This is a genomic window from Xanthomonas sp. CFBP 8151 (assembly GCF_011761885.1).
GTDB lineage: Bacteria > Pseudomonadota > Gammaproteobacteria > Xanthomonadales > Xanthomonadaceae > Xanthomonas > Xanthomonas arboricola_B.
Genome location: NZ_JAASQZ010000001.1, coordinates 954,186 through 979,660 on the forward strand (window position 1 = coordinate 954,186; position 25,475 = coordinate 979,660).

The 25,475-nt window shown below is 64.1% G+C and carries 21 protein-coding genes; 11 read left to right on the plus strand and 10 right to left on the minus strand.

Annotation, left to right across the window (positions count from 1 at the left end):
* Positions 1–149: 149 nt before the first annotated feature.
* The 3 genes from FHT08_RS03960 to FHT08_RS03970 form a co-directional block, all read right to left on the minus strand.
* The gene (locus FHT08_RS03960) at positions 150–1,205 is read right to left on the minus strand and encodes a glycosyl hydrolase family 18 protein (protein WP_166774356.1); all 1,056 of its coding nucleotides are present in this window, start codon (positions 1,203–1,205) and stop codon (positions 150–152) included.
* Between the two features lie 14 nt (positions 1,206–1,219).
* Entirely contained in the window at positions 1,220–2,899 is a 1,680-nt protein-coding gene (locus tag FHT08_RS03965; RefSeq protein WP_166774357.1) for an alpha-L-fucosidase, read from the minus strand.
* A 208-nt stretch (positions 2,900–3,107) separates the two neighbouring features.
* Positions 3,108–5,762 carry a TonB-dependent receptor gene (locus FHT08_RS03970; protein ID WP_104536020.1) on the minus strand — a complete coding sequence of 885 codons (2,655 nt, stop codon included), beginning with the start codon at positions 5,760–5,762 and terminating at the stop codon, positions 3,108–3,110.
* 696 nt (positions 5,763–6,458) lie between these two features.
* On the opposite strand from FHT08_RS03970, the gene FHT08_RS03975 reads away from it, so the two are divergent.
* On the plus strand, positions 6,459–7,475 hold the full coding sequence (locus FHT08_RS03975; protein ID WP_104605645.1) for a glucokinase family protein: 1,017 nt from the start codon (positions 6,459–6,461) through the stop codon (positions 7,473–7,475).
* 299 nt (positions 7,476–7,774) lie between these two features.
* Here FHT08_RS03975 and FHT08_RS03980 read toward each other — a convergent pair whose 3' ends face one another.
* Positions 7,775–8,509 (minus strand): 16S rRNA (uracil(1498)-N(3))-methyltransferase, encoded by a 735-nt coding sequence (locus tag FHT08_RS03980; RefSeq protein WP_166774358.1) that lies wholly within the window; start codon positions 8,507–8,509, stop codon positions 7,775–7,777.
* Positions 8,500–9,918, minus strand: coding sequence for an adenosylmethionine--8-amino-7-oxononanoate transaminase (gene bioA, locus FHT08_RS03985; RefSeq protein ID WP_166774359.1), 1,419 nt, complete (start codon positions 9,916–9,918; stop codon positions 8,500–8,502). The genes FHT08_RS03980 and bioA overlap by 10 nt, the downstream gene beginning before the upstream one ends.
* Before the next feature lie 41 nt (positions 9,919–9,959).
* Here bioA and nudE point away from each other — a divergent pair, with 41 nt between their 5' ends.
* From nudE to FHT08_RS04020, 7 genes are all read left to right on the plus strand, one after another.
* Positions 9,960–10,508: an ADP compounds hydrolase NudE gene (gene nudE, locus FHT08_RS03990; RefSeq protein ID WP_166774360.1), complete on the plus strand. Its 549-nt coding sequence runs from the start codon at positions 9,960–9,962 to the stop codon at positions 10,506–10,508.
* Positions 10,505–11,305 (plus strand): 3'(2'),5'-bisphosphate nucleotidase CysQ, encoded by an 801-nt coding sequence (gene cysQ, locus FHT08_RS03995; protein WP_024939266.1) that lies wholly within the window; start codon positions 10,505–10,507, stop codon positions 11,303–11,305. The genes nudE and cysQ overlap by 4 nt, the downstream gene beginning before the upstream one ends.
* A 177-nt stretch (positions 11,306–11,482) precedes the next feature.
* Positions 11,483–12,442 (plus strand): nucleoside triphosphate pyrophosphohydrolase, encoded by a 960-nt coding sequence (gene mazG / locus FHT08_RS04000; RefSeq protein WP_166774361.1) that lies wholly within the window; start codon positions 11,483–11,485, stop codon positions 12,440–12,442.
* Entirely contained in the window at positions 12,439–12,774 is a 336-nt protein-coding gene (locus FHT08_RS04005; protein WP_166774362.1) for a YnfA family protein, read from the plus strand. The genes mazG and FHT08_RS04005 overlap by 4 nt, the downstream gene beginning before the upstream one ends.
* A gap of 267 nt (positions 12,775–13,041) precedes the next feature.
* Positions 13,042–14,151, plus strand: coding sequence for a glycine cleavage system aminomethyltransferase GcvT (gcvT, locus tag FHT08_RS04010; protein ID WP_166774363.1), 1,110 nt, complete (start codon positions 13,042–13,044; stop codon positions 14,149–14,151).
* Between the two features lie 145 nt (positions 14,152–14,296).
* A complete protein-coding gene (gcvH, locus tag FHT08_RS04015) occupies positions 14,297–14,692 on the plus strand; it encodes a glycine cleavage system protein GcvH (RefSeq protein ID WP_104536012.1) in 396 nt (131 codons plus the stop codon).
* A 26-nt stretch (positions 14,693–14,718) separates the two neighbouring features.
* Positions 14,719–14,949, plus strand: coding sequence for a hypothetical protein (locus tag FHT08_RS04020; protein ID WP_166774364.1), 231 nt, complete (start codon positions 14,719–14,721; stop codon positions 14,947–14,949).
* Between the two features lie 193 nt (positions 14,950–15,142).
* On the opposite strand, the gene FHT08_RS04025 is transcribed toward FHT08_RS04020, so the two are convergent.
* The 3 genes from FHT08_RS04025 to FHT08_RS04035 form a co-directional block, all read right to left on the minus strand.
* Positions 15,143–15,460 (minus strand): hypothetical protein, encoded by a 318-nt coding sequence (locus FHT08_RS04025; RefSeq protein ID WP_166774365.1) that lies wholly within the window; start codon positions 15,458–15,460, stop codon positions 15,143–15,145.
* Positions 15,461–15,700: 240 nt separating this feature from the next.
* Positions 15,701–16,132, minus strand: a complete 432-nt coding sequence (locus FHT08_RS19930; RefSeq protein ID WP_243848942.1) for a hypothetical protein — start codon at positions 16,130–16,132, stop codon at positions 15,701–15,703.
* Positions 16,133–16,774: 642 nt separating this feature from the next.
* Positions 16,775–18,118, minus strand: coding sequence for a serine hydrolase domain-containing protein (locus FHT08_RS04035; RefSeq protein ID WP_172454262.1), 1,344 nt, complete (start codon positions 18,116–18,118; stop codon positions 16,775–16,777).
* A gap of 369 nt (positions 18,119–18,487) precedes the next feature.
* Between FHT08_RS04035 and FHT08_RS04040 the strand changes: the two genes are divergently transcribed.
* Positions 18,488–19,849, plus strand: a complete 1,362-nt coding sequence (locus tag FHT08_RS04040; protein ID WP_166774366.1) for an MFS transporter — start codon at positions 18,488–18,490, stop codon at positions 19,847–19,849.
* 837 nt (positions 19,850–20,686) lie between these two features.
* Positions 20,687–21,040, plus strand: a complete 354-nt coding sequence (locus FHT08_RS04050; RefSeq protein WP_166774367.1) for a DUF1304 domain-containing protein — start codon at positions 20,687–20,689, stop codon at positions 21,038–21,040.
* 246 nt (positions 21,041–21,286) lie between these two features.
* Here the strand turns inward: FHT08_RS04050 and FHT08_RS04055 are convergent, their stop codons facing one another.
* Together FHT08_RS04055 and FHT08_RS04060 are read right to left on the minus strand one after the other, a co-directional pair.
* Positions 21,287–23,761 carry an acyl-CoA dehydrogenase gene (locus FHT08_RS04055; RefSeq protein ID WP_166774368.1) on the minus strand — a complete coding sequence of 825 codons (2,475 nt, stop codon included), beginning with the start codon at positions 23,759–23,761 and terminating at the stop codon, positions 21,287–21,289.
* The gene (locus FHT08_RS04060) at positions 23,758–24,681 is read right to left on the minus strand and encodes an alpha/beta hydrolase (RefSeq protein ID WP_166774369.1); all 924 of its coding nucleotides are present in this window, start codon (positions 24,679–24,681) and stop codon (positions 23,758–23,760) included. Before FHT08_RS04060 ends, FHT08_RS04055 begins: the two co-directional genes overlap by 4 nt.
* 137 nt (positions 24,682–24,818) lie before the next feature.
* Here FHT08_RS04060 and FHT08_RS04065 point away from each other — a divergent pair, with 137 nt between their 5' ends.
* Positions 24,819–25,427, plus strand: a complete 609-nt coding sequence (locus FHT08_RS04065) for a TetR/AcrR family transcriptional regulator (RefSeq protein ID WP_016902764.1) — start codon at positions 24,819–24,821, stop codon at positions 25,425–25,427.
* The last annotated feature ends 48 nt before the right edge of the window (positions 25,428–25,475 follow it).

The window sequence follows — 25,475 nt, forward strand, 5'->3', positions numbered from 1 at the left end:
GGCGCGGCGTGTGGTGTCGCGCAGCAACCGCGCTCCGCATCGTTGTTGCAGAACGGGCGCGGGCAGTGCGCGCATCGGATTGCAGTGGATGCATTCCGATGCGAACACCGACCGCGCCCGTCATGTCGTGCAGCAGTGCGATGACGCGTTCAGCGCTGCGCGGTCGGCAACTCGTCCCACACCTTCGGGTCTTCGGCGCCCAGCACCCAGCAGCTGAAACCTTCCAGGCCGTACTGCTTCACCAGGTCGTAGCGTGCCTTGAAGCTGCGCGCATCCGGGCGGAACACCCACTCGCGCATGTCGTCGCGGTAGAAGTAGAACCACGATTCCTGCTCGACCGGATCCCATTGCACGGTGGCGTTCTGCTCGATCGCCAGCGGGAACGATTCGTCGGCATCGATGTAGGTGGCGGAGATGTTCGACGCTTCGGTGCCGTCTTCCTTGACCGGATTGCCGGTGTACCAGCGGTAGCCGTAAGTGGCGATGCCGAGCGAGAGCTTGTCCTTCGGCACCTGGGTGATCGCGTAGTCCAGGTGCTTTTTCATCCACACCATGCCGTCGACCGGGCCTGGCGTGGTCCAGCGGGTGTGCTGGTCGTAGGTCATGATGCTGACCAGATCCGCGGCCTGGCCCAGCGCCTTGAGGTCGTATGCACCGCGCCAGTACTCCCACATCCACTTGGAGAACTGGCCGCCTTCGGCATGGCCCGGCGCATTGGGCACCACCGCCACCGACATCTTGAAGCCGGCCTTGTGCAGCGCATCGGCGGTCTGCTTGACCATCAGCGTGTAGGCATCGCGGTCGGTCCAGGCGATGTTCTCGAAATCGAACTGGAAGCCATAGTACTTGTGCTGCTTGCCGTGGATCAGCAGCGATTGGATCATGCGCTTCTTGGCGGCTTCGTCGTGCATCAGCTTGTGGAAGCCGTCGCGCCCGGTGGTCATCGACAGGATCGGCATCACCCGCAGGTTCTTCTGCTTGGCGATGTCGTACAGGTACGTGTTGGGTGTGCCGTTGACCAGGCCGTTCTGGTCGACGCCGTACCAGGTCGGCACCACCACGTCGATCTTGTCGACATTGGCCAGGAACGCGTTGGTCGATTTCTGCGTGTTCATCAGATAGAACAACGCGGTGGGGTTCTTGGCCAGGGCCGGGGCGCAGGCAAACGCCAGCGCAAGCAACATCCAGGTCAATCGCTTGCTCATGAAAACAGCATCCGTCAGGGAGTGGAAGAAGAAAGATCGATGCGCAGCACGTAGGCGTGCTCGCCCACTGGCTTGGCAGGCAGGCTCAGATGCAGGCCGTCGGCCTGCTGCTCGAACGGCACCTTCCTGCCATTGGCCAGCAGCGTCACGCCGCGCACGCCGTCGGCCGGCGTGAGCGAACGGATCACCGCCTTGCCACCGGCCGGCCAGCCGAGTTCGATCGCATACAGCGCGCCATCGCGCGTGGTGAAGCGGAAATCCTCGGCGGTGTACGGCTTGGTCTTGACGTCCTGGAAGGTGCCGCCCACCACTTCGGTCGGGCCTTCGCCATACACGCGCCACGGCTTGCTGTCGTAGATCGCGCTGCCGTTGGTCTTGAGCCACTTGCCGATCGCCAGCAGGATGCCGCGCTCGGTATCCGGGATCGAGCCATCGGCCCGCGGGCCGATGTTGAGCATCAGGTTGCCGTTCTTGGCCACCACGTCGGCCAGCATGTGGATGATGAAGGTCGGCGACTTGTAGGTGTCGTTTTCGATGTAGCCCCACGAGGCATTGCTGACCGAGGTATCGGTCTGCCAATGGGTGGGATGGATGCCGGTGAGCTGGCCGCGCTCGATGTCCAGCGTGCCGGCACCTTCCGGAAACGCGCCCAGCTTGTAATTCACCACCACGCCGCGATCGGCTTCGGTGCGTGCCGCGCCCTGGTTGTAGTAGTAGGCCAGCATGGTCGGCAGACTGCTGCGGAAGGTGGGGTGGGCAATCCACCAGTCGAAATAGATCAGGTCCGGCTGATAGGTGTCGATCAGCTCGGTGGTACGCGCCAACCAGTCGTCCAGCCACGCCTGCGACACCGGCGTCCAGTCGTTGGCCACATCGGCATCGTCCTTGCCCGGCAGGCGCACCTGCGCCGGGCCGTACAGCGCGGCATAGCGCGGGTCGTTGACGTCCGAATCGAAGGTGCGTCCACCATCGAAGAACCAGTTGTGCTCGGCGCGGTGCGAAGATAGCCCGAAGTGCAATCCCTGCGCGCGGATCGACTTGGACAATTCGCCCAACAGATCGCGTTTGGGGCCCATCTTGACCGCGGTCCAGTCCGACAACCTGGAGTCGTACAGCGCAAAGCCGTCATGGTGCTCGGCCACCGGCACCACATAGCGTGCGCCGGATTGCCGGAACAGCTTGGCCCAGCCATCGGGGTCGAACTTGGGTGCGGTGAATTTGGGAATCAGATCCTTGTAGCCGGAGCGCGCCTGCGGCCCGTAGGTCGCCACGTGATGGGCGAATTCCTTGGAGCCTTCCAGGTACATGTTGCGCGAATACCACTCGCTGCCGAACGCCGGCACCGAGAACACGCCCCAGTGGATGAAGATGCCGAACTTGGCGTTGTCGTACCACGCCGGCGATTGATAGGCCTTGAGCGCAGCCCAATCGGGGCGGAACGGGCCCTTGCGCGCGCCTTGTTCGGCTTCGCGCACCAGCCGCTCGCGCTCGGGTGCGTACTTGGCGGTGGCGCTGAGCCACTGCTGGTCGATCTGTGCCGGGCTGAGCGTGGTGGCGGTGGGCGCGGTGGGCGATTGCGCGCTGAGCGTGGCAGCAGGCAACGCGAGCAGCAGACCGAGCGCGAGCATTCGCGTTCTGGGTGCAGCTCCGGCGTGGCGGCGGGATGGAGCCGCAGGGCGGCTATCGGTCGTCATGGGAACTGCACTCCTTCAAGCGAGACATGGCGGTTGCAGCGCAGCCGGCACGTGGATGGCAAAAGCGGGCCTGGCCATGCGCCCTCAACCGCGAAGGGGCGTGGCCAGTACCACTCCTTGGTACAACATCGAGCGGTGCGCTGCATGCAACGCACAGCTCAAAAAAAAGCGCGCCACCGTGGAGGGTCGGTGGCGCGCCGGGACTACATCAGAACTTGAAGTTCAACTGGGCCTGATAACCGCGGCCGTTCTTGTACATGCCGATCGGCGCGTACTTGACCTCGTTGTACCAGTAGTAGGTCGAATCCAGCAGATTGGTTGCGCTCACGCTGATGCCCATCCAGTCGTTGATCTGATAGGAAGCGGTCAGGTCTAGCTGCTTGTATTCGTCGGTAAAGACGTTCGAGTTCAAGCGGCCGATCTGAGTGAAGTACTTAGAGCGATAGCTGTAATTCACACGTACCATCCAGTCGCCTTGTTCCCAGTACGGGATCACGTTGTAAGTGTTGCGCGACAGGTATGGAAGATTGAGCCCGCCATCGGAATCTGCTTCGGCGTACGTATAGTTTGCCTGGAGTCCGAAACCATAACCGAAGGCCTGTTGATAGTTCAGCGAGGCACCGGTCACCTTCGCGCCGGTTGCATTGACTGGAGAGCTGATCTGATAGGTGCCGCTGACTCCATTGATCGGATCGGTCAACTGTTGCGCATTGGTGACGGTGACAATGTAAGAGCCGATGTCACGATAAAACACTTCAGCAGACAGCATGCTCGACGGAGCAAAATACCACTCGGCCGCCAGGTCGTAATTGGTTGATTCATATGGCTTTAGGTTGGGGTTGCCGCCGCTGCCCGTCAGGTTGCAGGAGTTCGCATCGGTACAGACGGTGCCATCGCTACTGGTGCTGTTGAGAGAGACCGAGCCTGCCAGATCCTGATAGCGGGGGCGGGCGATGACCTTTGCTGCCGAAAAGCGCAATACCTTGTCGTCGTCGATGTCGTAGGCGATGTTGAAGCTCGGCAAAGGCTTGTAGTAGTTCGTTTTGGACTGAACCTGCGTGAACGTACCCCCATTGGAACTAAGCCAGTACAGCGACTTGTCCATGGTGTCGACGTAACGCACACCCAGGTTGCCGCGCCAGTTGCCGGACTCGAAGTTGAGTTGGGCATAGAGATTGCTGGTGATCTCTTTGACATCGAACATCTGGCCATACTTGTTCTCCAGTGCGCCCTGTGGCAACGACTTTAGATACGAAAGTACAGAGTTGAGATTTGCAGTGGGCCAGTTGACCAGATCGGAGCTGGCATTTAATCCATCGTAAAGGCCGCTAGGGGTAGTTCCTGGATTAAATGACGTCAGCAGCACATCCTGATTGGCGAAGATCGCATTGCCACGCGAGTCTTGGCCATTCTGGTGGTTGATGTACTTGTAGCCCAGCTGCAGCTTGTTGAGCGGACCCCAGTCGAGGTCACGTGCCGCATCGAACTGAAAATACTTTTCCTGATCCTTGCTGGTGGTGTATTCAATGCCGCCAGCCTGCTGCCCGGATTTGAGGCCCCAGTTCGATGCGCCATTGTTGCCATACGTGACGCCTGTGCTGGTGCCGTCATAGTTGAAGTTATAGCCGCCGTCCTGCAGCAGAAACTTCATCAGGTATTCGGGATTCTTGCCGCCGGTAGCCTTGGTATCGCCAATCTGCGTGGTGAAAACCCACTTCTCGCCTAGCCAGTCGTGGCGCAGGTTCAAGCTCTTGGTGGTGACTTCGCTCTCGCGATAGTTGGTGTCCAGCTGCGCGTAGGGCTGGTTGCCGTTACCGGCACCGTCGGTCACGGTTGCCTGGGTGATGTAGCCGTTCTGGACGGTTGCGCTGGTGATCTTGTCCTGATCGCCGCAGCCGGGGCAGACGTAGCGCGATTCACTGAAGTTGTTGTACTTGCCCTTGATGTAGACGCCGGTCAGATTGAATTCGTTCTGCTCGTTCGGCTTCCATTGCAATGCACCCTGCAGGCCATCGCGCTGGCGGGTCTGCTGGAAAAAGGCGCTGTTGATACCTACCGGAATGCGGGCAGTGGCAACGTCGCCGCCGTCGCCCGAGATCGCGGCAGTCGGCGCAATGCCGGCGCCGGTGTTGTAACCGAAGAATTCGATACCAGCACGTGCAATATCCTGCTTGTCATGCGTGGCGGAGATCAACGCGCCGAAGGTCTCGTCGTCGTTCTTCCAGCTCCACAGCGCCGAGCCGCGCGGATTGCCTTCTTCCGAACGGTCGTTGTAGTTGTAACCGACCGAGCCGCGGATGGTGTTCTTGGGCAGGTCCAATGGCTTGCGGGTGTGCACGATCACCGTGCCGCCGATCGAGCCTTCGTCGATGCGCGCTTCCGGGGTCTTGTAGACCTCCATCAGGCCGATGATTTCCGGCGACAGCAGGGTGTAGTTGAAGGTACGGCCGCTGGTGTCGGTCGGGTTGCCGCCCCAGTCGCCCGAGGCGATGGTCTGGCCGTTGAGCAGCACGCGGTTCAAGGCCGGGTCGGTGCCGTTGATGCTGACCTTTTCGCCTTCGCCGAACTGGCGATCGACGCTGATGCCCGGCAGGTGCGACAGCGATTCGGCGGCGTTGACGTCCGGGAACTTGCCGATGTCTTCGGCGCTGATCGCATCGACGATCGAGTTGGCCGAGCGCTTGACCGCCTGGCTCTTCTCCAGCGACGCGCGATAACCGGTGACGGTGACGGTATCCAGCTCGGTGGTCGTCGACGGTGTGGCGGCAGCAGCCTGTTGTTCTTGTCCGGCAGCCATTGCAGAGCCGGAGCAGTACAGAGCGGCGGTGATACAGAGTGCTAACGTCGTGGTGCGGCTGTGCATGGCTAAACCTCGTTGGTTAGTGCTGTGAGCGCGCCGCCTCGGAAAGGCGTCACGCGCTCGGCGTGGCCGGCAAAACAACACGCCCTGACCGATCGCGGTGATCGCACTGGCACGCGTCGCAAGCGGCGGGTCCAGGTGATTCGCGTGGTAGAGGAGGTGTCCCCCGTGTGGTGAAGCGATAGAGCGACTGCGACTTCAGCGAGTCGGACATCAGGCGATGTCCCGCTCACGAACCTGGAATGCGCCGGCGAGGGAGTGCCCGTTCCTGAGTGGCGAACAGTCCATGGCCCCGCCTGCCATAACTCCGATTTGGATCGAGTCTCGCGTAGCGTTGACAGCGTTGTCAACACATCGTCACAGATCTCTGAAGCGACTGCGATTGCGCTGCATTGCAGCATTTCCGGTTGACGCCATGCACCTCGTCATGACTGTCGTGCAGCGTGCCAATAGCGCGTCTGTGTTGTGATCGGCCGCTTCTATGGGGAATCGCGTATGTGCGGATGAGAGGCCATGGTCTGTGCTGAAATCGTTGCCGCAGGTGCGGATTTTCAGTGGATGATGAAATTTGCGGCATCCTGTTTAAATCGTAACCGCCACGGTTGCGTTGCAAGGCAATTGCTGACAACGTTGTCTGCCGTCACCGTTCGTCTGACGACGGGCGTGACGTCGGCCCGCGGCCACTTATCAGGAGAATGCGTGAGCGCAAGCAGTCCAATGGAAGCGGTGGCCTTTCCGCGCCCCGACACCTTCGTTGCCGCAGACGTAGGAGGGACGCATGTGCGTCTGGCGCTGGTGTGCGAAAGCGTCGATCCACGCCAACCGGTCGTAGTGCTGGACTATCGCAAGTACCGGTGCGCCGATTACCCGGGCCTGGCCGAGATCATGGCCGCGTTCTTTGCGGAGCTGGGCTGCGCACCGGTGCAGCGCGGCGTCATCGCCAGCGCCGGGTATGCGCTGGAGGACGGCAGCGTGATCACCGCCAACCTGCCGTGGGTACTGGCGCCCGAGCAGATCCGCCGCCAGCTCGGCATGCAGGCGCTGCATCTGGTCAACGATTTCGAAGCGGTGGCGCATGCGGCCAATTACATGGCCGGCAATCAGGTCATGCAGTTGTCCGGCCCGCCGCAGGGCGCACCGGGTCCGGCGCTGATACTGGGTCCCGGCACCGGCCTGGGCGCGGCGTTGTGGATTCCCAACGGTGCCAGCCCGGTGGTGTTGCCGACCGAGGCCGGCCACGCCGCGCTTGCCGCAGCCAGCGATCTGGAGGTGGCCTTGCTGCAGGAGCTACGCCGCACGCGCACGCACGTGGCCACCGAGCACCTGCTCTCCGGCCCGGGCCTGTTGAATCTCTACACCGCGCTGGCCGCGCTGCGTGGCGCGCCGGTGCTGCACGCCAGCCCGGCCGATGTCACTACTGCCGCACTGGCTGGGGATGACGGACTGGCGCGCGATGCGCTACAGGCGTTCTGCGGCTTCATGGGCAGCGTGGTCGGCGACATGATGCTGCTCTACGGCGTGCGCAGCGGTGTCTATCTGGCGGGTGGGTTCCTGCCGCAGATTGCCGCATTCGTGGCCGCAAGTGATTTCGTCGCACGTCTGCTCGACAAGGGCGCATTGCGTCCGGCGCTGGAACAAGTGCCGGTCAGCATCGTCGAGCACGGCCAGCTCGGTGTGATCGGCGCGGCCAGCTGGTTCCTGCAGCACGGCCGCTGAGCGCGTGCGCATCGCCAGGTGCAGCAGTCCGGCTGCACCAAACCAATCAACTCCACATCTCCGTAGGAGCGCACCCGGGCGCGACGGGGCGTTCCCGATAACGCTAGGTCGCGCCCAGGTGCGCTCCTACGAGTCGGCGCGGGTTTAGGGCCGGGACGCAGTGGACGGAGCCATCAACACGCAGCGGACGACGCAACGTCGGGCAACTCCACATCCCCGTAGGAGCGCACCCGGGCGCGACGAAGCGTTACCGATAAACGCCCGGTCGCGCCCAGGTGCGCTCCTACGACGACATGGGGCTATAGATCCCCGAGCCGCGACTGCAGCGCCGCAATCGCGGCCAGCCCCGCGGTTTCGGTGCGCAAAATGCGCGGCCCCAATTGCAGGCCGCTGAAGCCGGCCTCGGCGAGGGTGGCGCGATCGCGTGGCGACCAGCCGCCTTCCGGGCCGATCGCCACGACCACATGCGGTTGTGCGCCCAGCGTCAGGCTGCCCAGGCGATGCTCGCCGTACGGGTCCAGCGTCAGCCGTAGCGCCTGCCGGTCGCTGGCCTGCGCAGCGTCCTGCAGGCCGTGCGGCGCAGCGACCGTGGGAATGCGCGCACGCCCGGACTGCTCGCAGGCCGACACCACCACGCTGCGCCAATGCGCCAGGCGTTTTTCCATGCGCGCCGGGTCCAGCCTGACCTCGGTGCGCTCGGCGTTGACCGGCACGACCGCCGTCACCCCCAGCTCGGTGGCCTTCTGCAGGATCAGATCCATCTTCTCGCCGCGCGCGATGCCCTGGATCAGGGTGATCGACAACGGCGATTCGTTGCCCAGCGGCTCGGCACGTTCCACCAGTGCGCGTGCCTCGCGCTTGCCGGCCAGGGTGATGCGCGCGTGGTAGTCGCTGCCGTCGCCATTGAACAGCACGCAGGCATCGCCCTCGCGCAGTCGCAGCACACGCAGCAGGTGATTGGCCGATTCTTCCGGCAGCGTCACCTCCTGGTCGCAGTGCAGCGGCAGTGCGACATGGGAGCGGGTCAGGCGCATGCGACGGCCTCCCCGATGGCGTGGCGGGTGGTCGCAGCCAGCAGCGCAAGTTGCGCATCGTCCACGCAATACGGCGGCATCCAGTACAGCACGTCGCCGAGCGGGCGCAGCACCACGCCCTTGTCCAGTGCGGCGCGATAGGCCTTCAGGCCCACCCGCGCCGCAGCCGGGAATGGCGTGCGCTTGTCGCCGCCCTGCGTGAGTTCGAACGCCACGATCATGCCGGCCTGTCGCACGTCCGCCACCGCGGGGTGTTCGCCGATCTGCGCAGCCAGCCTGGTCATGTGCGCGGCGGTGCGCTGGTTGCGCGCAATGACATCGTCGTCCGCAAAGATCTGCAGGGTCGCCAGCGCGGCGGCGCATGCCAGCGGGTTGCCGGTATAGCTATGCGAATGCAGAAACGCACGTTCGCGCGCGTCGTCCAGGAACGCCTCGTACAACTGCTGCGTGGCCAGCACTGCCGACAACGGCAGGAATCCGCCGGACAGCCCCTTGGACAGGCACAACAGGTCGGGCATGATCCCGGCCTGCTCGCAGGCGAACAGGCTACCGGTGCGACCGAAGCCGGTGGCGATCTCGTCGGCGATCAGGAACACGCCATGCGCGTCGCACAGTTCGCGTGCGCGGCGCAGATAGGCCGGGTGATACATGCGCATGCCGCCTGCGCACTGCACGCGCGGCTCCAGGATCAGTGCGCAGATTTCGCCAGGCGAGTGTTCGAACACCGCCTGTAGCGCATCGGCCGCCTGCAGTGCGTAATCTTCCGCGCTCTGTCCAGGCTCGGCCAGGTAGGCATCGGGCGAGGGCGCAAAGATCGACTCCAGCAGCAACGGCGCATATACGCGCCGATACAACGGAATGTCGCCGACCGACAGTGCGCCGATGGTCTCGCCGTGGTAGCCGTTCTCCAGCGCCACGAAACGCGTGCGGCGGTGCTCGCCGCGGTTGTGGAAATAATGGAAGGCCATCTTCAAGGCCACTTCCACGCCGGCCGAGCCATTGTCGGCATAGAACACCTTGGACAACGGCGCGCGGCCGGCCTGGCGCGGCGCGATCGCCAGCAGACGCTCGGCCAGCTGCACGGCGGGCGCATGGGTGAAGCCGGCCAGCATCACCTGCTCCAGTTCGCCAGCTTGGCGCGCGATGGCCGCGCCGATGCGCGGTTCGCTATGGCCGAACAGGTTGGTCCACCAACTGCTGACCGCGTCCAGATAGTGGCGGCCGTCGTGGCCGATCAGCCATGCGCCATCGCCACGGGCGATCGGCACCAGCGGAAGTGTGTGCGGGTGCTCGCGCATCTGCGTGCAGGGGTGCCACAGCACCTCAAGATCGCGTTGCCGCCAATGTTCGTCAGCTTGAGAGGCTGCCGGGTCTGCTAGGATTTCGGGCTCATGAACATGTCGATGCATACGCCTATTCTATCGGTCGGCTTCGCCGCTGCGTGCTGCGCATGAGCCCGCGCCTGCCGACCATCCACAAGATCACCGATCTGGGCGACGGGCCGTTCCGTCGCCAGCAGCTGGATCTGGAATTTTCCAATGGCGAGCGTCGCCTTTACGAACGCCAACTCAGCCAGGGTCATGGCGCGGTGGTGGTGGTGCCGATGCTCGACGCGCAGACCGTGCTGCTGGTGCGCGAGTACGCCGCCGGCGTGCATCGCTACGAGCTGGGTCTGGTCAAGGGCCGCATCGATGCCGGCGAAACGCCGGAGCAGGCCGCCGACCGCGAACTCAAGGAAGAAGCCGGTTACGGCGCGCGCCAGGTGCAGGTGCTGCGTGGGATGACGCTCGCTCCTACTTATATGAGTCACCAATCCTGGTTGGTGCTGGCACGCGATCTCTATCCCGAGCGCCTGGTCGGCGACGAGCCGGAGGAGATGGAGGTGGTGCCCTGGCCGATCGCCCGTCTGGACGACCTGATGCTGCGAGAAGATTTTTCCGAAGGCCGCTCGCTGGCCGCCTTGTTCATCGCGCGCGAGTGGCTGGAGCGCAACCCATGATCCGCATCCCGATGGAACTGCGCGAAACCGTGATCGCCATCGCCCGCGAGGCGGGGGCGGCGATCATGGATGTCTACGCGCAGGATTTCGCAGTGCAGATCAAGGACGACGCCAGCCCGCTGACCCAGGCCGACCTTGCCGCCAATCGTGTCATCGTCGAAGGCTTGCGCCGGGTCACCCCGGACGTGCCGGTGCTGTCGGAAGAATCCGCGCACGTGGCCTGGGAAGACCGTCAGTTCTGGACCAGCTACTGGCTGGTCGACCCGCTCGACGGCACCCGCGAGTTCGTCAAGCGCAACGGCGAGTTCAGCGTCAACATCGCACTGATCCATATGGGTGCACCGGTGCTCGGCGTGGTGCAGGCGCCGGTCGATGGCCGGGTCTGGTATGCCGCGCGCGGCGAGAACGCCTACCGCCGCGATGGCGACCGCGACGAGATGCTGCACACGCGTACGCCGGCGGCCACGCCGCTGCGGGTTGCCGCCAGTCGCTCGCACCGTGACGCCCGCACCGCTGCCGCGCTGGAGCGCATGGGCGAGATCGATGTGGTCGCGCAAGGGTCGTCGTTGAAGTTCTGCCGCATCGCCGAGGGCGACCTGGACGTGTATCCGCGCTTCGGCCCTACCTCCGAGTGGGACACCGCGGCCGGCCAGTGCGTGCTGCACGCCGCCGGCGGTGTGCTGCTGGCCGGCGGCACCGGCAAACCGTTCCGTTACAACCGCCGCGACACCTTGCTCAATGGCGATTTCATCGCGCTGGGTGATCCCAATCTGCCATGGCGCAGCTGGCTGGTGTGAGCATCGCCGACAGCTGCCTGCGCGCCCGCCGGAAAGCTCCGACGGCTGCGCGCAATCCCGATGCAGTCATGTCCAACGCGGTCCTTACGCATCGCCTTCCGCCAGGTGACGCGGTACTTGCCCACGGCATCGCTTGGCCACGCCGCTCAACTGCACCACATCTGCCAGGAACCCACCATGTCTCAGTCCCCGCCGACCGGCGACCTCCAGCGCCTGCTGCAGCTGATGGCGCGCCTGCGCGACCGTGAGCACGGTTGTCCGTGGGATGTGGAGCAGACCTTCGCCAGCATCGCGCCGTATACCATCGAAGAAGCCTACGAAGTCGCCGACGCCATCGATCGCAACGACCTGCCGGCTCTGCGCGACGAGCTGGGCGACCTTCTCTTGCAAGTGGTCTTCCATGCGCAGATGGCTGCCGAGCAGGGCGCGTTCGGATTCGCCGACGTGGTCGCCACGCTCAGCGACAAGCTGGTGCGCCGCCACCCGCATGTCTTCGCCGAGCAACGCGCCGACGATGCGCAGGCGGTGAGCGCCAACTGGGAGCAGATCAAGCGCGACGAACGTCGCGCGGCGGGCCATCAGGACGACTCCGCGCTCGCCGGCATCGCACGCGGCCTGCCGGAATGGCAACGCTCCACCAAGCTGCAGGCGCGTGCGGCGCGGGTCGGTTTCGATTGGCCCGGCCCGACCCCGGTGCTGGAAAAGCTGCAGGAAGAAATCGAGGAGCTGCGCGTGGAGTTTGCCCGTGGCCCGGTCGCCGACAACCAGGCCCGGCTGGAGGACGAGCTCGGCGATGTGTTGTTTGTCTGCGCCAACCTGGCGCGCCATGCCAGGGTCGACGTGGGTGCGGCGCTGCGCCACGCCAACCTCAAGTTCGAGAGTCGCTTTCGCGCAATGGAAGCGCAGGCGCAGGCGAATGGCACCTCCTTGGTCGCACTCTCGCTGCAGCAACAGGAGGCGCTGTGGCAACAGGTCAAGCGCGGCGAACGCGGCGGTGATCCGTCTGCTCTCAGTCCGCCGGCTGCCGCAACGCCTGTCACTGACGCGCCGGCGGTCGGCGATCAGGCGCGCGACACCTCCGAGCTGCAGCAAGCTGATGGCGGCAAGCAGGGCGTCGGCAAGCCAGGCCGTGCATGAATGTCGCACCGACCACGCTGTTGTTGTTCGCGGCCACCGCCATCGCCGAGCTGGTCGGTTGCTACCTGCCTTATCTCTGGCTACGTAAAGGCGGCAGCATCTGGTTGCTGCTGCCGACGGCGTTGAGCCTGGCCGTCTTCGTATGGTTGTTGAGCCTGCATCCCGATGCCAGCGGGCGCGTGTATGCCGCCTATGGCGGGGTCTACATCGCCAGTGCACTGGTGTGGCTGTGGTGGGTGGACGGGGTGACGCCGACGCGTTGGGATCTGCTTGGCGCAGCGTGCTGCCTGCTTGGCATGGCGATCATCATGTTCTCGCCGCGCGGCGTCTGAGCGCGCCGTCGCAGCAACGTCGGCGTTTCGCAACGCGCGGCTGCCTGCTCCGTTGCGGCGAGATGCGCAACGCCGACACCTTGCAGGTGCAGGCGTCCGGCTGATCGGGGCAGGCACGCGCGTCGTGCCGAGGCAGCGATGCTGCAGTGCGGCGCGATATGGTGCGGCCAGGTCCGGCTGGCGCAGCGCGCTGCTGCGTGGCCTGCGCCGTTCCCCCAAGCGCGGCCGGGCGGCGATAATGGTCCTCTTTCCCTTGGACCGGCGCGCATGACCCAGAAGACCATCCTCAACGACACCCATCGTGCGCTTGGCGCCAAGATGGTCGACTTCGGCGGTTGGGACATGCCGATCCATTACGGTTCGCAGCTGGACGAGCACCATCAGGTGCGTCGCGACGCCGGCATGTTCGATGTCAGCCACATGACCGTGGTCGACCTGCACGGTCCACGCGTGCGCGAGTTCCTGCGCTACCTGCTCGCCAACTCGGTGGACAAGCTCAAGGTCTCCGGCAAGGCGTTGTACACCTGCATGCTCAATCCGCAGGGCGGGGTGATCGACGACCTGATCGTCTACTTCCTGCGCGAGGATTTCTTCCGCCTGGTGGTCAACGCGGCCACCCGCGAAAAGGACCTGCAGTGGATCGGCGAACAAGCTGCACGTTTCGAGGTGCGCGTGGAAGAGCGCGGCGACTTTGCGATGATCGCCGTGCAAGGCCCCAACGCGCGCGCCAAGGTGATCGAACTGGTGGATTCGGCCGATACCGCAGCGGCGAGCAAGCTCGGCCGTTTCGCTGCGCTGCAGACGCGCTCGCGCGATGGCGTGGAGCTGTTCCTTGCGCGTACCGGTTACACCGGCGAAGACGGTTTCGAAATCGTGTTGCCGCAGGAGGCAGCGGTGGCGTTCTGGAACGCGCTGCTCGCGCAAGGCGTCAAGCCGGCCGGTCTGGGCGCCCGCGATACCCTGCGTCTGGAGGCCGGCATGAATCTCTACGGCCAGGACATGGACGACACGGTCAGTCCGTACGAGGCTGCGCTGGCCTGGACGATCGCCCTGGACGACGGCCGCGACTTCATCGGTCGCGCCGTACTCGAGTCGCAGAAAGCGCAGGGCGCACCGCGTCAGCTGATCGGTGTGGTGATGGATGAGAAGGGCGTGCTGCGGCATGGCCAGACCGTGCTCAGCGCCAGCGGCGAAGGTGAGATCCTGTCCGGTACCTTTTCGCCCACGCTCGGCAAGGCGATCGCGTTCGCGCGCGTGCCGGCCGGCAGCATCGATGCGCTGCGCGTGGACATCCGTGGCAAGCAGGTGCCGTTGCGCGCGGTGAAGTTTCCGTTCGTGCGCGACGGCCAGGCGCAGCCCGGCGTCCTTGGCGAATGAGTCAAATGCTGCCGGACATGCAAACATCCGGCGGCGTGCAACATCCGTCGCCACCCGCCATCTGCCGACACGCGTGCACCTGTCTTGTCGTGCGGTCTAAACTAGCCACCTGTCCCCAACCCCTCAGTTTCCCCGGAGCACACCCATGAGCGAGATCCCTGGCGACCTCAAGTTCCTAAAGTCCCACGAGTGGGCCCGCGTCGAAAGCAGCGGCCGCGTGACTGTCGGCATCTCCGACCATGCGCAGGGCTTGCTGGGCGACTTGGTCTATGTCGAACTGCCCGGCGTCGGCGACACCGTGCAGGTTGGCAACGGCGCGGCGGTGGTGGAGTCAGTCAAGGCCGCCTCCGACGTCTACAGCCCGGTCAGTGGCACCGTCGTTGAAGTCAACAGCGCACTCAGCGACAAGCCGGAAACCATCAACGAAGACGCCTACGGCGAAGGCTGGATCTTCGTGGTCGAACTCGACGACAAAGAAGAGCTCAACGACCTGCTGACGCCGGACGACTACGCCGAGCTGCTGGAAGACGACGCGCACTGACTTCGCCTGGCCCGTCGCAGACCCGGATGGCCGCTCGTTGGAGCGGCCATTTTTTTTGCCTGCGCGGCGGTGGCCGCGCGCCGATCCTGCCCGACGACGGCGTGCATCCTGCCGATCAGCGCGCGACCGATCAGTGCCGGCTGTCGATCGCGGCCCATGCCGTTGCCGATGTTCGACAAATCGCACTTGCCAGCGGTCTTCGCGCGCGACATCGTCCAACACGATGCCACCATCGCGGTGCCGGATTTCTGACGTGAGCTAATCGTGAGGAGATGGCGTGCAGCCGGTGAAGAATGTCTGCAGCATCGCGTGCGTCCAACATCGGACACGGTGTGCAGTGCATGCCGTTGGCAGCGCATGCGGATGCACGCATGGGTCGAGAACCGCGCAATAAGTTTGCGCATTTTTGCTTGTGCGACGCCTCAGGCAAGCTTGGCGGATAAAAAATTTTCAGCTGGCGGACAGGCGGTGCGCACTGCGGCGAGAAGGTGTGCGCCGCTCCATCGGTGCAGCGGACAACGGCGCGCTTGTCTGCATCGCAAAAAAAAAACAGCACAAAAGAAGTGCTTTTTTGAAAATGCCGTTGCACGACCGCATGCGAAGGGCAGCTGCGCGCGGCATCGCGCAGCGTCTTTGGGGCATCTCGACGGGGCGCATGGCGACGAGGTGTTGAAAAAAAAATGCAAAAGACTGTTGACAGTAAAAAAAAGCGTGATTAGGTTTCGCCCAGCAGACGTTGCTGCGAAAGAGAGTGAGCAGGATCAACATCAAGCAGACACGCTTGTTTCAGATGTCCACCGAAGCGCTATCCACGGTGGAGCTGGGTCCGCTTCTCTCCAAAAAAGCAGTAGCCGCTCCGATCACGCACCCGCGTCGCAGTTTGATGCGGGTGTTTCTGTATCCGTCCCGTCGCGCATTACCTGCGGATGGTTCCCGACGACGGCGTGCCGTTGCGGGGTTTGCTTCAACTGGGCGTTTCACCTCCATAGTTCACTGACGAGGAGCCAATTACATGGCCACTGCAAAAGCTGCGAAAAAGAAACCCACTGCCAAAAAGGCAGTGAAGAAGACTGCCGCCAAGAAGGCCGTCAAGAAGGTCGCCAAGAAGGCGACCGCCAAGAAGGCAGTGAAGAAGACTGCTGCCAAGAAGGCCGTCAAGAAGACTGCAAAGAAGGCAACCGCCAAGAAGGCAGTGAAGAAGACTGCAAAGAAGGCAACCAAGAAGACTGCCGCCAAGAAGGCAGTGAAGAAGACTGCGAAGAAGGCGACCAAGAAGACCGCCGCCAAGAAGGCAGTCAAGAAGACCGCCAAGAAGGCAGTCAAGAAGACCGCCAAGAAGGCAGTCGCCAAGAAGGCGACCAAGAAGTCCACCACCAAGAAGACTGCCGCCAAGAAGCCTGCTGTGAAGAAGGTCGCCAAGAAGAAGCCGGCCGTTCGCAAGAAGAAGGCCGCTCCGGTCGCGCTGCCCGCAACCCCGGCGCCGCTGATCTGATCCGCACTACCCGATCGCCGTAAACATCGAGCTCTCTCCCCGACGCCCAGCGGGGAGGGAGCTTTTTTATTGGTCCAGAACGTCCATGATCGAGGACGTGCCGGTCGCACGCAGGCAGCCAAAGCTATGGCTGCCGGATGCGCCGCGCTCTGCGTGACGGAATGTCAGGCCGAAGCGTTGTGGCTATCGCCGCCCTATTCGCCACTTGCGATTCGCCACCGCTTGCTCCGGTCCATCCCTTCTGGTGGGCTGGACCGCTGCGCCGTCCGCCCAGCTGACCATCGTCTGTCCTGATCGGCAGTGCCGCCATCGATTGGCGTAGCGGTGCGATGGGTTGGTCGTGCCAAGCGAGGGAGATGCATTGGGCAGCATCATGTGGCGACGAACCACCGCCCGCTTTTTCAGTTAGGCCTGACGCGCTTAGTCGAAAAGGTGAATCAGACCTGCGCCTGCCATGACCGTCATCGCAGGGCCATGGAGCGATGCCCGGCTTCCGGCCACCGATGTCGACACGCCCGATTCGATCCTGCTGGCCAGAAACGACACAGGCGGCCGAAGCCGCCTGTGTGCGAGGTCGCAGCAAGCTCCACTTAGCGCGGCGATGCCACCGACTTGCCGGACGAAGCGCCTTTGCCGGCAGGGTCGGGACGCTCGGCCAGCATGTTCTCGCTGCCGAAGTCGCCATCCACATCGATATCCAGCCAACGCTTGGCGGGCAGGCCCAGCGCACGATCCAGAATGGTCGGCAGCATGCCGGAGGGCAAACCGCTCTCGCCGTTCCACATGATTGCGATGCCGAGATCGCGCTCGGGCAGCAGTGCGACCAAGCCGCGGTAGCCTTGCACTGCGCCGGCATGGAAGACGACTTGATGGCCGGCGTAGTCGAACACGCGCCAGCCCAGCGCGTAGCTGGCAGCGTCCACGCGCTCGTGGCGCCAACCCGAACGCATTTCCCCTGGTGTGGAGATCAGCGGCGCGTGCAACGTCGCCAGCAGCGGCGCAGGCAGCACGTCGGTGCGGTGGCCGGTGTGCGCGAGCAACCACTGCGCCATGTCGCTGGCGCTGGCATTGACGCCGGCAGCGGGGGCGAGGCGGTAGTAGGTCGGCTTGGGCGTCAGCGACACCCAGCCATTGCGGCTGCGCACGTGCGGGCGCGCCCAGCGTGGACTGGCCTGGATACCGGCCAGACCCATGCTCGCATCGTTCATGCCCAGCGGCTTGAAGATGCGGCGTTCCACCGACTGCTCGTAGAAGCTGCCTGACGCAGCGAACACCACATCGCCGACCAGGCTGAAGGCAACGTTCTGGTACGCATAGCAATCGCCGGGCGCGCAGCGCAGCGGCGCGGCGGCAAGCTTGTGGCTGAGCGAGTAGTAGTCGACGTTGGACTCGATATCGTTGTCGTAGGCATTGCGGGTCAGCCCGACGCGGTGGCTGAGCACCTCGGCAACGGTGAGTTGCCGGGTGGCGACGTTATTGCTGAGCTGGAAGCCGGGCACGTAGTCCACCACCTTGCTGTCCCAACGCAGCACGCCGTCGTTGACCAGCAACCCGGCCATGGTGCCGGCAAAAGCCTTGGACAGCGATGCAAGACGGAACACGGTGTGGGCATCGACCGGCTGCGGGTGATTGACGTCGGTGACGCCGTAGCCGCGCGCGCTCAGGACCTTGCCGCCCTGCACGATCGCCATCGCCATGCCGGGCAGGCGATTGCCGTAGGTCAACTGATTGGCCATCGATTCGAACGCGGCCACATCGAACCCGGCAGCCGGGGCCAGCACCTGGCTGGCCGGGAGCGACGCACGATATTGCAGCGGAGCGGTAGGCGACTGGACGACGGTGGCCGGCTGCAGCGCAGAAGCAGCCGGCGCGGGTGTCTGCGCGGTGGAAGAGAGGGCCAAAGGCAATAACGCCCCGAGCAGCCCGATGGCCAACGGTCGGAACCGTCGGCGCCTGCGCATTTGAGTCATGATCATCCCGCCTGTTCCACTGCCTCCGGCGATTCTAGCGCCGCGCTTCGCAATAGCACAAACTGCCAGAAGATGAATGGGCATCATATTGATCCTATTGATGATTTTAGGTTCATAAATCGACTTGCTCGGCGCCTTTGCAGCGCAGCGCGGGGCCCGTACGGAGACAGCTGCAAGCTGCGTGCCGTACTCGCACGCGATCGATATGGTCCGTGCCGCCCGCTGCCGCTGGTGATGTAGCGCGGCATCGGCTAACTTGCGCGCTTGTTTCGCGGGTGTTGCCGCTGCCATGTCCCTGCTGTCGCGCCCGTTGATGCGAGCGAGCCTTATCCGATGACCAGCCCATCTCCGCCGCGCTCGGCGGCTGACCGTCTGAGTGCGGCATTGCGCAGCTCGCCGCCGCTGGCGTGGTCGTTCCTGTACTTCTTCTGCCTGCTCAGCGGCTACTACGTGCTGCGTCCGGTGCGCGAGGCGATGAGCGCGTCGGCGGATGTTGAAGCGATCTTTCCCACCGGCATGATCGCCTTCTTCGCTGTGCGCGGCATGCCGCTCAAGGACTTCACCCTGCAGGTGCTGTTCACCTGCACCTTCCTGATCATGGTGTTGCTGCAGCCGGTCTACGGCGCCCTGGTCAGCCGCCATCCGCGCCGGGTGTTCCTGCCGGTGGTATATGGCTTCTTCATCACGACCCTGTTGCTGTTCTACGTGTTGTTCGACAGCGGCGTGCCCGGGCGCGGCATGGCGTTCTTCTTGTGGGTGACGGTCTTCAACCTGTTTGCGGTGGCGGTGTTCTGGAGCTTCATGGCCGACGTCTTCAGCAATGCCGAAGCGCGCAATTACTACGGTTACATCGGCGCGGCCGGTACGCTGGGCGCGTTTCTCGGGCCGATCCTCACCCGCACGCTGGTCGAGCGCATCGGCATCGCACATCTGATGCTGGTGTCGGCCGGGTTCCTGACGGTGTGCGTGGTCTGCGTGCTGCGTCTGCGCTTGTGGGCGGTTGCGCGCGAGCAGGAGCGACAGCTGAGCTCCGGCGAGGTGCCGATGGGCGGCGATGTGCTGGGCGGGCTCAAGCTGATCGTGCGCGAGCCGTTGCTGCGCTGGCTCGCCTTTGTGGTGTTGTTCGGTGTGGGCGTCGGCACCTTGCTCTATAACGAGCAGGCAGCGCTGGTACGGCGGCTCTACACGGACGCAGCGGCCGCCACTGCCTATTACGCGAGCATCGACCTGGCGATCAACGCGCTTACCCTGGTCTTGCAGCTGCTGGTGACACGCGCGCTGTTGTCCCGCTTCGGCATCGCACCGGCGCTGCTGATCCCGGGCGTGGCGATCACGCTGGGCTATGCCGTGCTGACGGCCTCGCCGTTGCCGATGATGCTTGCGATCGTGCAGGTGATCACCCGCTCCAGCGAGTTCGCGCTGGCCAAGCCGGCGCGCGAGACCTTGTACACGCGGGTGGAGCGGGAATGGCGCTACAAGGCCGGTGCGGCGATCGACACCGTGATCTACCGCGGTGGCGATCTCACCTTTGTGTGGGTGCACAAGCTGGTGTCCGCATTCGGCTCCAGCGCAGTGTTCGGCGTCGGTCTGCTGGTGGCATCGGGCATGACCCTGGGCGCGTTCGGCCTGCTGCGCGAGGCGCGCAAACTGCCCGCAGAACGCGATGCGGAAACGAGCAAGCACACCTCCGACTAGAAGCAGCCAGCAAGACGACTTCGTGGGTATCAGGCGGGCGCGACCATTGCTTGGAGCGACATGCTGTGGGGGTACCAGCCTGTGTGGATGGTTTTCGACAACGCCATCTGCAAACTTCCTGATGCGGCGAGGGCGCCGCGCATTCTATTGACCAGTTCTTGACTGGATACGCTGAATGACGCTTGGCCTCGGATTCTTGGTCGCCTTGTTCGGGGTCCCGGGCCAGTGCGGATAGATCGGTTTTACAGCGGATGATCTGCGGCCTGGTTGCAGGGTCCTTGCCCGCCCACCATCGCAGGACACGCCGCGAGTACGTCCGTGTAGGCTCTTACGCGGCATCCATGCCGCGTAAGGTCCCGCGACGGTGGGCGGGCAAGGACCAGTCGAGATGGTCGGTGTGCACAGGCAAGCAGGGCATGACAGGCATTGTTTGCAGCATGCCCAATCAGTTGCCAAGACCAGCCGAGCAGCAAGCAGGCTTTCAATGAAGCAACTTAGGGCACCGCGCGCTCGATTCACTGAGCTCTTGACCGCGGCATTGGGCTGCACCTAAACGATGCCGCTGTTTGAACTAGCCGCGTTTGCCTTCGGGCGAGCGTGGCGAGCAGATAGATCAGTTGTAGAGCGCTTGACCTGCAACTCGGCTGCAGCACCTGTGCCCGCCCACCAACCACCGCGGGACACGTCCGCGGGAGACGCCGCCGATTCCGGCAATCGCGACGCTCCGATCGTGCAGGTCTTGTACATCGCCATGCACCGCTGGCGCGATGGGGCCCATGAACAACAGGACCGCAATCGCAGCTATGCTGACCGCTACATCCGCCACGCCGATCCGCCATGTCCCTGTTTGCCATCGTCGCCGGTCTGTGCGTCGCTCTGCTGCACGTCTACATCCTGGTGTTGGAGATGGTGCTGTGGACGCGGCCGCTGGGCTTGAAGACCTTCCGCAATACCCTCGAGAAGGCGCAGGCCACACGCGTGCTGGCGGCCAACCAGGGCCTGTACAACGGTTTCCTGGCCGCGGGCCTGTTCTGGGGCGCGCTCCAGGCCCGCACCGATGTGCTCAGCTTCTTTCTGGGCTGTGTCGTCGTGGCAGGCGGCTACGGCGCCTACAGCGTCAACCGCCGCATCTTTTTCGTACAGGCCTTGCCCGCGCTGATTGCCCTGGCGTTGCTGTGGTTGCCGCGCTGAGGCGGCTTGCTCGCTGTCTGTAGGAGCGGGCCTGCCCGCGATGAGGCGTTACCGGTGGAGCTTCATCGCGGGCAAGCCCGCTCTTACCAGACAGCCCACCGGGATTGCAGTTGCTGGGAACTGGTCGAAGACGCTGACGGCAGGCAGTGCAGTTGCGAAATGCTCGGCCTCCACCACAGCCAGTCTCCACAAACGACAACGGCGGGCCGAAGCCCGCCGTTATCTGCTGTTACCTCGCCCTGAGCCTTACGCCGCTTCGCGCGGTTGCTGGGCCTGCGGCTTGTCGTAGTAGCTGGCCGCGCGCAGCTCGTGCGGATCGAAGTCGTCAACGGTGATGGTGTCCATCATCATCTCGCGCAACTCCTCCAGCTGCCTGCGCTCGTCGCCGGTGATCACGCCTTCGGCCACGGCCTCGTCCAACTGCGCGGTGAAGCCCAGCGCTTCGATGCCCTTGGTCTTGAGCGCCTTGAGGAACTTGCGCTCCACCGGCTCGGCCAGCACGGCCTTGGCCAGATAGCTGGCGATACGTCCGCCCGGATTGTTGGCGCACGGGGTCAGGAACACACCCTGGCCCAGACGGTCGCGCGCTTCGTTCGGCGTCATCAGGATCGATGCCACACGATGTCCCAGGCGGTCACCCGGTGCTTCGGCACGACGGCCCAGCGGGAAGATCAACACCCACATCAACCAACCCACCGGACGGATCGGGAAGTTGCGCAACGCCGCGGACAGCGCGGTTTCGATCTTATGCACGCTGTCATGGAAAGCCCAGGCCAGCAGCGGCTGGTCGGTCGCCGGCGCGCCCTCGTCGTGATAGCGCTTGAGCATCGCGCTGGTCAGGTAGATATGGCTCAGCACGTCGCCCAGACGGCCGGACAGCGATTCCTTGAACTTGAGCTTGCCGCCGAGCATCAGCATCGATACGTCGGCCATCAGCGCCAGGTTGGCGGAATAACGGTCCAGCTTGCGGAAGAAACGCCGCGTGTACGCGTCGCCCGGCGCTGCACCGATGCGCGCACCGGTCAGCCCGAACCAGAACGAACGCACTGCGTTGGAGATACCGAAACGGATATGCCCGAACAGGCTCTGGTCGAACTCTTCCAGGCCACGCCGCGTATCCGGATCCTGCGCCGCCTGCATCTCCTTCATCACCCACGGATGGCACAGGATCGCGCCCTGGCCGAAGATCAGCAGGCTGCGGGTCATGATGTTGGCGCCTTCCACGGTCACGCCGATCGGCGCCGCCTGCCAGGCGCGGCCGGCGAAGTTGCGCGGCCCCAGGATGATGCCCTTGCCGCCGATCACATCCATCATGTCGCTGACCACTTCGCGGCCCATGGTGGTGCAGTGATACTTGGCGATCGCCGATGGCACCGACGGCACGTCGCCACGGTCCACCGCCGCAGCGGTGGCCTGCGACAACGCGCTGATCGCATATGCCTTGCCGCCGATCCGCGCGAGCGCTTCTTCCACGCCCTCGAAGCGGCCGATCGACAGGCCGAATTGCTTGCGGATGCGCGCATACGCGCCGGTCACCACTGCGGCGTACTTGCCGCCGCCGCTGGCCGTGGAGGGCAGGGTGATCGAGCGGCCCACCGCCAGACACTCGTTGAGCATGTTCCAGCCCTTGCCGACCATCTCCACGCCGCCGATCAGCTGGCTCAGCGGGATGAACACTTCCTCGCCATGGATCGGGCCGTTCTGGAACGGCGAATTGAGCGGGAAATGGCGACGACCGATTTCCACGCCGGGGGTCTCGCGCGGCAGCAGTGCCAGGGTGATGCCGATGTCCTTCTTGTCGCCGATCAGGCCATCCGGGTCGTAGGCGCGGAACGCCAGGCCGATCAACGAGGCCACCGGCGCCAGGGTGATGTAGCGTTTGTCGAAGGTGAGCTTGACGCCGAGGACGTTGGCGCCATTCCACTCGCCCTTGCAGACGATGCCGTAGTCGGGGATCGAGGTCGCATCGGAGCCGGCGAACGGGCCGGTCAGACCGAAACACGGCACCTCGGCGCCGACCGCCAGACGCGGCAGGTAATAGTCTTTCTGTTCCGGCGTGCCGTAATGCAGCAGCAGCTCACCCGGCCCGAGCGAGTTGGGCACGCCGACGGTGGAGCTGACCACGCTGGAGATCGAGGACAGCTTCTGGATCACCTTGTGATGCGCCAGCGCACTGAAGCCCAGGCCGCCGTACTGCTTGGGAATGATCATGCCGAAGAACTTGTTCTTCTTGATGTACTCCCACAGCTCCGGTGGCAGGTCGGCGTGGACGTGCGTGATCTCCCAATCGTTGACCATCTTGCACAGCTCTTCGACCGGGCCGTCGAGAAAGGCCTGCTCTTCGGCGCTCAGTTGGGGCTTGGGGTAGTTGAGCAACTTCTGCCAATCCGGGTCGCCGGTGAACAGCTCGCCTTCAAAGCCCACCGAACCGGTTTCCAGCGCGATGCGTTCGGTCTGCGACAGCGGCGGCAGCACCTTGCGGAAGAAGCCCATCAGCGGCGTGGTCAGCAGTGGCTTGCGCAGGAACGGCAACAGCACCGGCGCGGAGACCAGTACCACCAGCACGGCAGCGGCGATGGTTGCGGTGAGATTGGCACCCAGCAACCAGCAGGCCACCAGCACACAGGCGCTCAGCGCAACCCAGGTGGCAAGACGCATGCGGTGATAGGCAGCGATGCCCGCCGCCAGGATGACGAGGAGGAACGGTGCAACGATGCTCATGGTCTTGCTCCAGTGACATGCTCGGTAATGTTGGACGCTACGATGGTGCCAACCGGGGGCAGTGCGTCCAGATAATGCAACACGGTTGCGGTAAACGTGGTGTTGTCGTCGCCGGCCAGCATGTGTGTGGCATCGGGCAAATGCACGTGCTGCGCATGCGGCGCGATCGACAGGAATTCGTTGATATTGTCCGGCGTGACCAGATCACTGCGCCCGCCGCTGATCAGCAGCATCGGGCAACGCACCTGCGCGGCGGCGTGCAGCAAGGTCTGCTGCTGTGCGTGCGGATCCTGTCCCGCCAGTTCGTCGACCAGCCGCGGATCCCAATGCCAGTGCCAGCGACCGTCCGCGCGCCGCCTCAACAAGGCCTGCAACTGCTCGGCCGTCTTGCGCGGGCGCTGCGGCATATACGCGGCAATGGCGTCGGCAGCGGCATCCAGCGATGCAAAGCCATCCGGATGCGCGGTCATGAAACGCAGGATGCGCTCCACGCCGGCAGTATCCCAGCGGGGCGTGATGTCGACCAGCACGATCGCGCGAAACAGACCTGGCCAGCGCGCCTCCGCAAGCAGGCCGAACAAGCCGCCCATCGATGCGGCGACCAACACCGGCGGCTCGGCCTGCTCGCCTGCCAGCACAATCAAGTCATCAGTGAATTGGGTGGACGAGTAGGGCAGGCCTGCGTCGTTGAAACCGGAATCGCCATGACCGCGCGCATCGTAGGCCAACGCTCGGTAGCCGGCATCGGCTAATCGAGCCGCGGTGCTTCCCCACGCATGCCGATTCTGTCCGAACCCGTGTGCCAGCAGCACCGTCGCCGCGTGGTCAGCACCTCGCACCGACACAGCAAGCGATGTCTCGCCAGCGTCGATGCGAGTGGCAGACGCACTGTGGGCGAGGCTAGGAGAGGGCGTGACCATACCTCATGGTATGGACCTGCCCTGGCTGCTGTCAATACTGCCTGGTATGGACGGTTAAGCCATTGAATCGTGGCATTTGTATGTCCTTTTTGTGATGCATACTGCAACTGACTCAAGCGTATGGTTAAATCGCGTCAATGAATGACATTACCGACCCAAGCCTCACCACACCCCGCGCCACGTCCGGTCGCGGCAATCGCCTCAGCGCGGATGATTGGGCACAGGCCGCACTGGACCTGATCGCAGAACAAGGGGTGGGCGCCGTCGCGGTCGAGCCGCTGGCACGCCGTCTCGGCGTGACCAAGGGCAGCTTCTACTGGCATTTCCCCTCGCGCGATGCGTTGCTGCAGGCAGCCCTCGAACGTTGGGAGATCTTCGAACAGAAGGAAGTGTTCGGCAGCCTGGAAGACGTCCCGGACCCTAGCGCACGCTTGCGCGCGCTGTTCCAACTGGTCGCGCACGAAGTCAAACCGCATGTGATCTACAGCGAATTGCTCAAGGCACTGGACCACCCGGCCGTGCGCCCGGTCATCGACCGTGTCTCGCAGCGCCGTCTCGACTACCTGATCGCTTCGTTCCGCCAGGCCGGCCTGAGCCGCACCGACGCCCAGCACCGCGCCCGCCTGGCCTATGCCGCCTACGTCGGCTTCCTGCAGCTCTCGCTGCAACTGCAGCAACCCAAGCAAGCCCGCGAAGATTTCGAAGCCTACGTCGAGCATGTGATCCAGACCTTGATTCCTGGCTAGGTCTCAGACGCCCGGGATGGATTGATGCCTGATCATTAGGCAAAGAAA